This is a genomic window from Psychrobacter sp. CX10 (assembly GCF_057621575.2).
In genome coordinates this window covers 640,853-654,052 of sequence record NZ_CM177736.1, presented here as the reverse complement: position 1 = coordinate 654,052, position 13,200 = coordinate 640,853, and the positions used below count along the sequence as shown (strand labels likewise).

At 39.5% G+C, this 13,200-nt stretch carries 8 protein-coding genes; 3 read left to right on the top strand and 5 right to left on the bottom strand.

The genetic code is table 11. The features are described 5' to 3' along the window. Nucleotides 1-150: 150 nt before the first annotated feature. From nth to AC21OH_RS02660, 3 genes are all read left to right on the top strand, one after another. Nucleotides 151-846 (top strand): endonuclease III, encoded by a 696-nt coding sequence (nth, locus tag AC21OH_RS02670; RefSeq protein WP_486535395.1) that lies wholly within the window; start codon nt 151-153, stop codon nt 844-846. A gap of 105 nt (nt 847-951) precedes the next feature. Continuing rightward, a complete protein-coding gene (metK, locus tag AC21OH_RS02665) occupies nt 952-2,118 on the top strand; it encodes a methionine adenosyltransferase (protein WP_487371489.1) in 1,167 nt (388 codons plus the stop codon). 38 nt (nt 2,119-2,156) lie between these two features. Further along, nucleotides 2,157-2,495, top strand: a complete 339-nt coding sequence (locus AC21OH_RS02660; protein ID WP_486535397.1) for a DUF3144 domain-containing protein — start codon at nt 2,157-2,159, stop codon at nt 2,493-2,495. A 345-nt stretch (nt 2,496-2,840) separates the two neighbouring features. On the opposite strand, the gene AC21OH_RS02655 is transcribed toward AC21OH_RS02660, so the two are convergent. From AC21OH_RS02655 to AC21OH_RS02635, 5 genes are all read right to left on the bottom strand, one after another. Further along, nucleotides 2,841-4,469: a BCCT family transporter gene (locus tag AC21OH_RS02655; RefSeq protein WP_487371490.1), complete on the bottom strand. Its 1,629-nt coding sequence runs from the start codon at nt 4,467-4,469 to the stop codon at nt 2,841-2,843. 196 nt (nt 4,470-4,665) lie between these two features. After that, the gene (clpB, locus tag AC21OH_RS02650; RefSeq protein WP_487371491.1) at nt 4,666-7,251 is read right to left on the bottom strand and encodes an ATP-dependent chaperone ClpB; all 2,586 of its coding nucleotides are present in this window, start codon (nt 7,249-7,251) and stop codon (nt 4,666-4,668) included. 659 nt (nt 7,252-7,910) lie between these two features. Beyond that, nucleotides 7,911-8,615 carry a glutathione S-transferase gene (locus AC21OH_RS02645; protein WP_487371292.1) on the bottom strand — a complete coding sequence of 235 codons (705 nt, stop codon included), beginning with the start codon at nt 8,613-8,615 and terminating at the stop codon, nt 7,911-7,913. 135 nt (nt 8,616-8,750) lie between these two features. Next, nucleotides 8,751-11,504, bottom strand: coding sequence for a DNA gyrase subunit A (gene gyrA / locus AC21OH_RS02640; protein ID WP_487371291.1), 2,754 nt, complete (start codon nt 11,502-11,504; stop codon nt 8,751-8,753). Nucleotides 11,505-11,898: 394 nt separating this feature from the next. After that, on the bottom strand, nt 11,899-13,146 hold the full coding sequence (locus AC21OH_RS02635) for an ABC transporter ATP-binding protein (RefSeq protein WP_487371290.1): 1,248 nt from the start codon (nt 13,144-13,146) through the stop codon (nt 11,899-11,901). Nucleotides 13,147-13,200: the final 54 nt, after the last annotated feature.

The following is a 13,200-nucleotide window of genomic DNA, read 5'->3' as shown; positions in this document are numbered from 1 at the left end:
GGTTTAATTGTCCTTTTAATCAGATCAATTTTATGATTAGAATATTTATTTATAAATAGTCCCGATACCATCAAGATCATCCATACTAAAAACTAAAAACTAAAAATATAAAACATATTAACTCACTACTTTTTGACCTAATAAAACCTTATGAGCCTGACTGTAAAGCATAAAACAGCCCAAACACCCCCATCAAGGCGGCTACCAAATCGCAATGTACGTCTATTTTTCGATAAGCTTTCTGCAGCTATCGAAGAACCTGTAACCGAACTTGAATATAACAATAACTTTGAGCTACTTATCGCTGTTATACTCTCTGCACAGGCTACTGATGTGAGTGTAAATATAGCGACTTCGAAGCTATTTAAAGTAGCTAATACGCCTGAAGCCATCTTAGCATTCGGTGAAGACGGCCTTAAAGACTATATCAAAACGATTGGCTTATATAATGCTAAAGCGAAGAACATTATTAGAACGTGCCAAGATTTAATAGATAAACATAATAGTCAAGTTCCAGATAACCGTAAGGATTTGGAAGCACTGGCGGGAGTCGGTCGAAAAACGGCTAACGTTGTATTAAATACTGCTTTTGGGCAGCCAACGATGGCCGTGGATACGCATATCTTTAGAGTCAGTAATAGAACAGGCCTTGCTACCGGCAAAACGGTATTGGCCGTTGAAAAAAAATTACTTGAAAGAGTACCTGATGAGTATATCTTAACCGCGCATCATTATTTGATTTTGCATGGCCGCTATACCTGCCAAGCGCGTACCCCAAAGTGTGGTAAATGCCCCGTGTACGACGAATGCATGTTCAAGAATAAACAAGTTTTTGCTACACAATAACATGCTTAATGTTTGTATAATCCTAATGTGTTAAAATCTGATATCTAATATACCCCCATTTCAAGCCATAAAATTTAAGCTTAAAATATAAGTGACTTATAAACTATGCATGATTATCAACTTTTTACCTCAGAATCTGTTAGCGAAGGTCATCCAGATAAAATGGCAGATCAAATCTCAGACGCCATACTCGACGCCATATTAAAAGAAGACCTAAATGCTCGTGTTGCTTGCGAAACTTTAGTTAAAACTGGCGCTGTAGTATTAGCGGGTGAAATCACAACAAATGCCAATGTAGATCTGGAGCGTATCGTTCGTCAAACAGTTAATGATATTGGTTATAACCATTCTGATTTAGGATTTGATGGTAATACTTGCGCGGTTATTAATATGATTGGTAAACAATCTAATGAAATTGCGCAAGGTGTAGATCGCTCTAATCCTGAAGACCAAGGGGCTGGTGATCAAGGTTTAATGTTTGGTTACGCTAGCAATGAAACCAAAGTATTGATGCCCGCGCCTATCGAATACGCGCACCGTTTAATGGAACGACAATCTGAATTACGCCGTTCTGGAGAGCTTAACTGGTTACGCCCTGATGCTAAGGCGCAGGTAACTCTACAATATAATAACGGTGTCCCTTCTGCTATCGATGCTGTTGTTCTTTCTACGCAGCATGATGAAGGCATCTCTCAGTCAGACTTAAAAGAAGCAGTCATGGAGAATATTATTAAACATGTATTGCCATCTGACCTACTTCATCAAGGCACAAGATACCACATCAACCCTACTGGAAAGTTCGTTACCGGCGGTCCAGTAGGTGATGCGGGTCTAACAGGTCGTAAGATTATTGTGGATACCTACGGGGGTATGGCGCGTCATGGTGGGGGTGCTTTTAGTGGTAAAGACCCTTCCAAAGTTGATCGCAGTGCCACTTATGCAGGTCGCTATGTTGCCAAAAATATCGTTGCAGCAGGACTGGCAGAGCGCTGTGAGGTTCAGATCAGTTATGCTATTGGTGTCGCTGAGCCTACCTCCATTTCAGTGAATACATTTGGTACTTCAAAAGTAAGCTCAGAAACTATTATTGAGCTTATTCGCACCCATTTTGATTTACGCCCCTATGGCATCACTCACATGTTAAACCTGTTACAGCCTATGTATCAACAAACGGCTACTTATGGGCATTTTGGACGTGAAGGTTCAGAAACGGCATTTACATGGGAAAAAACAGACAAAGCCGAAATACTTCGTGCTGATGCTAATTTATAAATTGAATCATTTACTCATTTATTCAAAAGTTATTTATTATGACAGACACTTCTAATACACCAGAAATCCCAGAAATATCTCAAGATATTGAAGCATTTTATAAACGTGCCGACGCCATTATTCAATTAGCAAACAGTCAGTTGGGACCTGAATCTCATTCTGGTCAAGTAGGCGCCTCTTTATTGTATGCGGCTGCTCGCTATAGTGCTTCAGTGGCATCAATAGGCTTTGTTAAGGGAGGTGATTTAGCAAAAGAGAAAGAAGACATCATTGACTTTTACGCCAAGCAATACCGTCAGATGCTTAGTGATAATCTTGACGATTATGCGGACAATTTTGACAAGTATGTACAGGTTAATAAAGATCCAAAAAACTAGTTAGTTAGAATCTAAAAGCTAATACTTTAAAGAACCACTTATTTAATCTAAGTTGTTACTTCTTATTTTTAAAAATATTGACCCACCCTAAGGTGGGTTAATTTTTTATAAAATATAATTTGAACTTATAGAATTGGATTAATATAGTCATCGAACTATAGTCGGCGAACTTATAAAGAGTCAAGGTGTTAACCTCGTTAAGCCTACCCTAGTAGTACTTGCACTCGGTTGCCTTGTGACTACTTTAAAGTTCTTTGACTATACTAAATGATTACAGCCTTTAAAAAACAAATAAAAAAGCCAATTCATTGGAATTGGCTTTCAATCGACTTATGAGCGTACGGGCTATTCACCTGATACTATTTTAGGTGGACCTTTAAGAAGATCTTCATCCTTAAACTCATTCGCTGAGTTATGCTCTGCCGACTCTTCAGTAATAAAGCGCTGCTGAGTACGATATAGTATTAATCTATCACGGCTAAGCCCTCTTAAGAGTGCTAATATCATCACAAATATAACGATAGCAAACGGGAAGCCTGCAACAATTGCTGCTGCTTGTAGTGCTTTTAGCCCGCCTGCTGCCAGTAGAATCGCTGCTACTAAACCTTGAGTTACTGCCCAAAATAAACGCTGTATTTTGGGTGGATTGGTATCTCCACCTGAGGTCAACATATCAATTACGAAACTTGCCGAATCTGATGACGTCACAAACCACAATACAATCATAATAATGATTAACATAGTCGTTATTTTAGTTAATGGATAGTATTCCATAAGCTTAAAGATAGCATTACCATAATCATTTTGAACGACTTCGATAAATCCAGCATCACCTATAAGTTCCATATTGACAGCTACGCCACCAAAAGTGGTAAACCAAAAGAACAATATGGTCATAGGCACAAAAAGCACACCTAATAAAAACTCTCGGATGGTTCGCCCACGGCTAATACGTGCAATAAATACGCCGACGAATGGTGACCAGCTTACCCACCATGCCCAGTAGAAAATAGTCCAAGAAGATTGCCAGTCTGTTTTAGTATAGGCTTCATTCCAAAAAGCCAGTTCAACGACATTACTTATATAATTACCAATGTTCTCAACAAAACTATCCATGATGTATTGCGTAGGCCCTAATATAAAGGCAAATGTTAATAACACAAAGGTTAAAAATATATTTAAATCACTTAAACGTTTGATACCCTTGTCTAATCCTAGCATTAATGAGCCACATGCCAAAAGTGTAATGAATGCGATTAAAACTATCTGCACTGGCACATTGTTGGGTAGTCCAAACAATCCTTCAAGGCCTGAATTGATTTGTAAGACCCCTAAGCCAAGTGTCGTAACCACCCCAAACATCGTACCAAAGACAGCCAACACATCTACTGTATGGCCCCATTTACCATTGATACGTTTACCCAAAATAGGAAAAAGGGCTGAGCGTATTGCAAGCGGCAAACCGCGTCTAAAATGGAAATATGCCAAAGATAAAGCAACAAAGGCATAAATTGCCCAAGCATGAATACCATAATGTAGAAATGAGATATTCATCGCTTGTTTTGCAGCTTCTATCGTTTGCGGCTCTCCCATTGGAGGTGCCATGAAATGATAGACAGGTTCGGCAGTACCCCAGTACATGATTCCAATACCGATACCAGCAGAAAACAACATGCCAATCCACGATAGCAAACTGTATCGAGGGGCTTCAGTTTGATGCCCTAATCTGATATCACCATACCGACTTAAAATCAAATAAAGACAAAACGCAACAGCGACATTCATCAAAATAATAAACATCCAGCCGAATCTTTGGGTAATAAAGCTTTGACTCGCGCTAAACACCTCACTTGCTAAGTCTTGGAAAATAGCACCAAATACAATAAAGCCTACGATTAAAATAACCGAGGCTATAAATACAGGCTTATTAACCCTAGGAAAAGGACCTAAGCGCCCAACTTTTAAGTCATCCATTAGAATACCTTATGTCCTAAAAAAAATGATACATTAACAAGTCAATTATTAATTATCAATTATCAGAAACATATCTATTACAAGACTGAGTCACGTTTTTGTTCTAAATTTTAACTGAATTTATAACTATTTAAATATAACATGCATAAAAAAGACCCAACAAAGTGTTAGGTCTCTTGCCTATTTAATTAGACCATTATTTAGAAAAAACCAAGTTGTCGTTGTCATCAATATCAACTTTGATCGTATCTCCAGCGACAAAATCACCAGCGAGTAACTTGAGTGATAATGGGTTCTCAATTTGCTGCTGAATAGCGCGTTTTAGCGGTCTAGCACCAAAAACGGGATCATAGCCAACGGCTACTAACAGATTCAAAGCATCAGGCGTGAGTTTGATATCCATTTCACGCTCTTGTAAGCGCTCACGTAAACGCTCAAGTTGTCTTTCAGCAATACCAGCCATCTGCGACATACCAAGTGGATGAAAGACTACTATTTCATCAATACGGTTCACAAACTCTGGACGGAAGTGTTGACCAACAGAATCCATGACTGCCGCTTTAATCTCTTCATAATCATCACCTGCCATTTCTTGTATCTTATGAGATCCTAAGTTACTGGTCATAATAATGACGGTGTTTTTAAAATCAATGACACGGCCTTGAGAGTCAGTAAGACGACCATCATCTAGCACTTGAAGTAGGATATTGAAGACATCAGGATGTGCTTTTTCAACCTCATCAAACAAGATTACACTATATGGCTTACGTCGTACCGCTTCTGTTAAAACACCACCTTCTTCATAACCCACATAGCCAGGAGGCGCACCAACCAATCGACTCACACTATGCTTCTCCATGAACTCACTCATATCGATACGAACCATAGCATCATCAGAATCGAATAAAAACTTGGCGAGTGACTTAGTTAGCTCTGTTTTACCCACACCTGTTGGGCCTAAGAATAAGAAGGACCCAGAAGGTCTATTAGGGTCTGACAAACCAGCACGGCTACGACGTACCGCATTCGCAACTGACTGAACCGCTTCATCTTGGCCGACAACACGCTCGTGTAAACGCTCTTCCATTGCCAACATTTTTTCACGTTCGCCTTGAAGCATACGGCTTACCGGAATACCAGTAGCAGACGCAACCACTTCAGCGATTTCGTTATCAGTGACCTTGTTACGTAGCAGCTTAATATCTTCACCTTCTTCAGACTGTTGCTTTTGCTCTGCTAGGTCAGACTCGGCAATACGCTTCTCTAATTGAGGTATGGTCTCATATTGAAGCTTACTCATGGTTTCGTAATCGCCTTCGCGACTTGCTTTATCATAAGCGATACGGGCTTTATCTAACTCATCTTTTAACTGCTGACTGCCTTTGAGCAGTGCTTTTTCTGCCTGCCATACTTCATTTAAATTGGCATATTCTTTTTCAAGCTCTTCAATCTGTTCATCCAGAAGTTTTCGTTCTGCCTGAGCTCCCGCATCTTCTTCATTCTTAAGAACTTCGCGCTGCATTTTTAATTGAATTAAGCGGCTATCCACTTTACCCAAAGCTTCTGGTTTACTGTCCATTTCCATACGCAAACGGCTAGCAGCCTCATCCACCAAGTCAATCGCTTTATCGGGTAGCTTACGATCAGTAATATAACGGTGGCTCATACGCGCCGCGGCAATAATGGCACTGTCTTGAATGTCGACACCATGATGCAATTCATAGCGCTCCTTTAGACCCCGTAATATTGCGATGGTATCTTCAACCGTAGGCTCATCAACCAGTACTTTTTGGAATCTGCGTTCAAGTGCAGCATCTTTTTCAATATATTGGCGATATTCATCTAATGTCGTTGCGCCCACACACTGTAACTCACCACGTGCAAGTGCAGGTTTCAACATATTACTCGCATCCATCGCGCCATCAGTTTTACCAGCGCCAACTAAGGTATGCAATTCGTCGATAAATAATATGACATTACCCTCTTGCTTAGATAAGTCGGCCAGTACCGCTTTTAAACGCTCTTCAAACTCACCACGATATTTGGCACCTGCAATTAAAGCCCCTAAATCAAGTGATAACACTTCTTTGGAACGCATACCCTCTGGTACATCACCATTCACAATTTTTTGAGCCAAACCTTCTACAATAGCGGTTTTACCAACACCGGGCTCACCAATTAATACAGGATTGTTTTTGGTACGGCGTGACAGTACTTGAATGGTTCTGCGGATTTCTTCATCACGTCCAATAACGGGATCGAGTTTACCGGTCTCTGCTTGTTCGGTTAAATTAATTGTATATTTATTTAAAGCGTCGCGTTGATCTTCAGCGTTTTGACTATCCACAGTTTGTTCTCCACGAATTTGTTCAATAACCGATTTTAGTTTTTCAGAGGTCACCCCTGATTGAGTGAATATCTTTTTAGTATCACCTTGCTCAGATAACCCCAATAAAACCCATTCTGTCGCGATGTATTCATCTCCCGCTTTTTGCGCTTGACGATCTGCTAAATTCAGCACTCGAACGACTTCAGGGTTTAAGTTTACTTCACCTGTTGGGTTTGCAATAACTGCTTCATTCTCTAACGCTTTAGCAACGCCATTTTTTAGCGCAGGTATACTCGCCCCAGCTTGCTGACATACAGACAAGTTAGACTCATCTTCAAGTAATGCTGCCATTAAATGAACAGGGCTAATACTGGTGTGGTCTCTACCCACTGCTAAGCTTTGAGCTTGCTGTAAAGCAGCTTGAAGCTTCTGCGTAAATTTATCTAATCTCATAATAATCCTTATAAAATTTAATATTTTTATTATTTATATAAACGTAACTATAAGCTCTAACTCGTAATGTAATCATAATAAATGGTTAGAACATTTATGATACTAAGCTTACGTTTTACTCTAGTAACTATATATGGATGATTAACTAATAATTCAATAAAAATCAAAGATATTTATTTATGTCAAGTTTTAATATGACTACGTAGTTAGCTTGTCTAATTAAACCATAAGATTTGATTTATTTTACAAAAATAGAGCTTAATTGATTAGATAGTTCTCTAAAACAGTTCAATAAATTAAAGCTTAGAATAATAAAGCTTAAAATAGTAAAACTTAAATTTATAACTTGAATAGGAGCTATATTTGCAGATTAAATAAACATAAAAAAAGCGTACAATACCAAAATTGTACGCTCATTTATTCGCTGACTTGTAGAGTATACTTTTTAACCCAATTACTTGTTTGGCATTTGACACAAGATCAAAGCGTTTTGAACTTCTACAATAGCGCCTGCCTGTTGACAGTTCTTTATAAGATACGATCGACTTGCCTGCCACCCAGCATAAAAACTTATTACACATAATATAAGTATAAGTAATTTCGTCTTCCAAGACTTTAATACTTCTGGTTTATAAGAGTTCTCTATCTGATTCGACCTTCTAGAACTCAAGCTTTCCTCCTTTTTCAACCGCTGCTTGATAAGCTGGTCGTGCTTTACACAGTTTTAGCCAATTTAATGTATTGGTATATTTCACTGCATCCAAACCTTCACCACTATTCGCCGCTTCAATAAAGAAAGCCAGTTGAATATCTGCTGCTGAAAAGTTATTACCCGCTATCCATTTGTTACTACTTAGCTGAGATTCGACCATTTGCAATGATTTTTTGATATTTTTCTCAATCATTGAGGATTCAACTTGTTTACGAATACTTTTTGAAATAGGACGGATAAGCGCAGGAGAGCGCTCAACCACTTTATTAAAAATCAGACGCATAACGAGTCCTGGCATCGCTGATGCTTCGACGTAATGCATCCAAAAATTATAATTACGCCATACCACATCTTCAGGATTCACTTTAGGATGCAGCTTGTAGTCAGCATCATATTTTGCAGTCAAATAATCTATAATGTGACCTGATTCAATTAATGCTTGAGTATGTTCAGGGTTGTCTGAATCTATACCAGTTACTTCAAGTATGGGAGACTTACCAGTCGGGTGAACTTGTTCTAAACTTTTTGGTGCTAAAAATGTTTTGGTTCGTTCATATTGAGTAAGTTCATAATCTAAACCTAGTTCTTCTAATAGCCAAACGATTCTAAACGACCGTGAGTTCTCTAGATGATGTATTCGAAGGTTAGACATAAAGATTCCTAATAAAATAGTGGTATGGATAATACAATGCCGACAACCTATATGTCGGCATTAGATTTCTATTGTCTATATCAACGACATAAATTTAATATCAATATTAAATATAAGTATATAGAGAATGAAAGTTTAAATTAATTTTTGATTATCAACTGCCGCGTCATCATCTAATGCAGTGGCATCAGCGATAGCCTCAAGTATCTCATCTTCTTCACCAGTATCTTCAACTCGTGCCATCGATACTAATTGTTCATCTTCTGATAAACGAATTAAGGTAACACCTTGAGTATTACGCCCTGATGTGGCTACTTGAGCAACTGGTGTGCGCACTAGAGTACCTTTGTTTGATATCAAGATGACATCATCTTCAGGTTGCACTTTTGTAGCCCGAACTAATGCACCGTTTCGTTCACTGGTTTTTATAGCGATTACGCCACCGCCACCACGATTCTGAGTCTTGAATTCATCAATAGAAGTACGTTTTCCAAACCCATTCTCACAAGCAATCAGTATCTCGTTCACATCTTCATCAATAACGACTAAAGATTTAATAGATTCTTGTTTGCTGATTCGCATACCACGCACGCCTTTTGCAGTTCGTCCCATGACACGTATGTCATTTTCATCAAAGCGAATGGCTTTACCACTTGAGGCAAATAGCATGACTTCCTGCAAGCCATCGGTAACTCGAGCAGATACCAGCTTGTTACCCTCATCTAAACCTATGGCTATTAACCCATTCGATCTGATATTTGCAAAATGCTTTAACTCTACTCGTTTAACCGCACCATTAGCAGTGGCAAAGAAAACAAACGGACCTTCTACTGCCGCATCATTGTTGTTGTTATCTTCATCATTGTCGATATATAAATCGTCTGAATCTACAACAGCTGCTGTATTTGGGGCTTCTTCAACCATTTTAGGAATAGGCAATATTGTGGTGACAACTTCATCCGCATCTAATCCAATGATGTTGACCAAAGGACGACCACGAGCACCACGGCTAGCAATAGGCACTTCAAAACCGCGTAGACTAAACACTCGCCCGTTATCAGTGAAACACAGTACGGTAGAATGCGTAGACGTCACTACCAAATGATCGATCACATCATCTTCTTTCATGGCAGTAGCAGATTTACCTTTGCCCCCACGTTTTTGAGCAACATAATCACCAATAGGCTGGGTTTTTGCATATCCTGTACGCGACACTGTCAATACAACCGTTTGCTCCGGTATTAAATCTTCACGGCTTAAATCAATACGTGAATCTACGATATCTGTTCGGCGCTCATCACCAAAATTGTCACGAATTTCAATCAATTCGTTTTTGATTACCGTCATAAGCTTATCAAAATCATCTAAGATAGATTCAAGCTCTGCGATCTGGCGCAATAAATCTTGATATTCTTCCGTTAACTTTTCTTGTTCAAGTCCAGTAAGACGGTGCAATTGCATCTCTAAAATTGCATTGACTTGATCTAATGACAACCGATAGTTGTTCCCGTTATCAATCAAACCAAAAGGGTTTTTAAGATCTTCATCATCAATAAACTCTGGACGTACAGAACGAAGATCCCCTGTTTCAAGTGACCCACGCCCTGCCGCTTGAAGCATAGCAACCACTGTACCTGAATCCCACACCTCAGCCAATAGCTTTTCACGAGCTTCACCACGATTTGCAGACTCTTTGATAGTTGCAATGATGTCATCAATATTGGCTAAGGCAACAGTTAAGCCCTCTAACAGATGTCCGCGAGCTTTGGCTTTATTTAAATCATAAATAGTACGGCGGGTCACAACTTCTTGGCGATGACGTACAAATGCAGCAATAAGCTGTCTTAGCGTCATAAGCTTTGGCTGACCATTGTCTAGCGCAACCATATTAATACTAAAGCTTGACTCTAAAGGCGTCTGCAAGAATAAGTTGTTAACGATGACCTCGGCAACTTCTCCACGGCGAAGATCAATCGCTATACGCATACCATCTTTATCAGACTCGTCGCGAATCTCGGAAATACCCTCGATTTTCTTATCACGAACCAATTCAGCGATACGCTCGATAAGTTTGGCTTTATTTGATTGATATGGAATTTCGGTGAATACAATGCGCTCTCGATCTCGGTTCGCCCCAGAGTCACTCATAGGTTCAATATGATAACGTCCTCGAATATGAAGACGTCCTTTACCCGTACGATAGGCATCAACAATACCTGAACGACCATGAATAATGCCGCCAGTAGGAAAGTCAGGGCCTGATATGAAATTGGTCAACGCTTCGCTAGAAATATTAGAATCTTCTGCATAAGCCAAACAAGCATCCAGTACTTCAGTTAAGTTATGCGGTGCCATATTCGTGGCCATACCAACCGCAATACCTGTTGCTCCATTTACTAGTAAATTAGGGATACGCGCGGGCAGAACACTCGGCATACGTTCAGAGCCATCATAGTTATCTTCCCAATCTACCGTATCTTTTTCAAGATCAGCGAGCATTTGATGGGTAAGCTTGGTCATGCGCACTTCGGTATAACGCATGGCAGCAGCAGGATCGTCATCAATAGAGCCGAAGTTACCTTGACCGTCTACCATAGGGTAGCGAAGACTAAAATCCTGTGCCATTCGCACGATGGCATCGTAAACTGCTGTATCACCATGCGGGTGATATTTACCAATAACATCACCAACCACACGGGCAGACTTCTTGTAAGGTTTATTGTAGTCGTTTGAGAGTTGATGCATGGCATACATAATACGGCGATGCACAGGTTTGAGCCCGTCACGTACATCCGGTAGCGCCCGAGAAACAATGACGCTCATAGCATAATCAAGATAGGATTGCTTCATCTCATCGACGATAGCAATAGGACTGACCGAATCGCTCATATATACATCTCCGTGTTGCTAATAGCTTTAAATCATTAAATAATTAAGGAACAATTGGCTCCGAAATGATCTAAAAATAATACAAACTATTTAAAAGTTTTTGTATCAAAAATATCTTTGCTATTTTAACACAAAATAAGATGTAACGGGCGTATAGACACACCATTATGGGAGACTATATATGACGATAAAATGGTTTGTTTAGATAGGATTTTTTAATATAAGGTGAGCCAATCACACTTTGTTAGTATAATAATTAATGGTTAATAGAAACAGTGTAATTTACAACAGCTTAATTAGTCAAAACTTATGCAAGCTTGAAAGTCTAAGGGCTTTATCAAGGACATATGAGATCGTTAATTTATAAAACCGCTTTAAAGTATTGCTATAAGATTCAAATACGTTGCCAAGTGGTGACATCTAAGCCATTACCTTGAAATAATACGACATGCGCCATTATCGGATAAAAACCAATCTTAGACCCAATAGGATGATCATGATGGCTGGAGACTAAAGACAACACCTCTTCTCCGTTATCTAAGCGTAATCGATAAAGAAAATTCGCACCTCTAAATACCCGCTCAACGACCTCAGCCTGTTGCGGACTATCATCATCATGAACAATATCATCTGGACGTATCAATATCTTGATTTGCGTTCCGTTGGGATAATCGTAGCGACATACTTCACCTTTATCAAACTGTGCTTTATTGTCTGATTCGATAGTCCTATTAGAGGTTAATTGATGTTCTGAATCGCTAATGATTAGAGGGGGAGCGGTGCCACGAGCGTGGATGGGTTCTGGTTGGCGCATAATATCACCAAGGGCCGTTTTGATAACGCCCTGCTCTATTACACCATTAATCATCGCGCCTTCTCCAATAAACTCGGCAATGAACGGGCTATTGGGCTCATGATACAACTTATCTGGTGTGGCCCACTGTGCAATCTTACCATGATGCATGACACCAATTTTATCCGCAATTGCAAACGCTTCATGCTGATCATGGGTTACTAATATCGCCGTTGTATTTGTCTTTTTTAATATATCTCGCACTCTGCTGGCAAGAGATTCTCGCAGCATCATGTCTAAATTTGAAAACGGCTCATCCAAAAGCAATAACTCAGGCTTAGGCGCTAGTGCGCGGGCTAATGCAATGCGCTGCTGCTGTCCGCCTGAGAGTTCAGTTACCCGCTTATTAGCATGCTCACTGAGCTCTACTAATTGTAGAACTTCTTGAATACGTTCAGCCTTTTGAGCTTTGTTCAATCGGTGTAAGCCAAACCCTATATTTTCTTTTACCGTCAGATGTGAAAATAATGCGTAATCTTGAAATACCATTCCCATATCGCGTTTAGCAGGCGCTACCTGTTTTTTGATATGAGTATTTATAACGTAGGTTAAAGTTTTATGATTTAATTTAATCAGTCCTTGCTGAGGTTGTTCAAGCCCAGCTATTGTTCTTAACGCCGTCGTTTTACCGCAGCCACTAAATCCAAGTAGACATCCAATTTCACCTTGGTTTAATTGCATTGATAATGACTTTACCACCTCTGTATCTCCAAAGCTAACACTTAGATTATTGATATCTAAGTATGACTCTGAATCAGGACGTGAAGGATTAGGTACTTTGGATGTCATTTGTTTTCACCATTAGGCTTAATGTCGTTTATATGCATTTATTCATTTATATAT

What these genes read in the sequence shown, in the direction of transcription:
- nth (WP_486535395.1), top strand. Translation starts at nt 151, where the DNA reads ATGAGCCTGACTGTAAAGCATAAAACAGCCCAAACACCCCCATCAAGG.
- metK (WP_487371489.1), top strand. Translation starts at nt 952, where the DNA reads ATGCATGATTATCAACTTTTTACCTCAGAATCTGTTAGCGAAGGTCAT.
- AC21OH_RS02660 (WP_486535397.1), top strand. Translation starts at nt 2,157, where the DNA reads ATGACAGACACTTCTAATACACCAGAAATCCCAGAAATATCTCAAGAT.
- AC21OH_RS02655 (WP_487371490.1), bottom strand. Translation starts at nt 4,469, where the DNA reads ATGGATGACTTAAAAGTTGGGCGCTTAGGTCCTTTTCCTAGGGTTAAT.
- clpB (WP_487371491.1), bottom strand. Translation starts at nt 7,251, where the DNA reads ATGAGATTAGATAAATTTACGCAGAAGCTTCAAGCTGCTTTACAGCAA.
- AC21OH_RS02645 (WP_487371292.1), bottom strand. Translation starts at nt 8,615, where the DNA reads ATGTCTAACCTTCGAATACATCATCTAGAGAACTCACGGTCGTTTAGA.
- gyrA (WP_487371291.1), bottom strand. Translation starts at nt 11,504, where the DNA reads ATGAGCGATTCGGTCAGTCCTATTGCTATCGTCGATGAGATGAAGCAA.
- AC21OH_RS02635 (WP_487371290.1), bottom strand. Translation starts at nt 13,146, where the DNA reads ATGACATCCAAAGTACCTAATCCTTCACGTCCTGATTCAGAGTCATAC.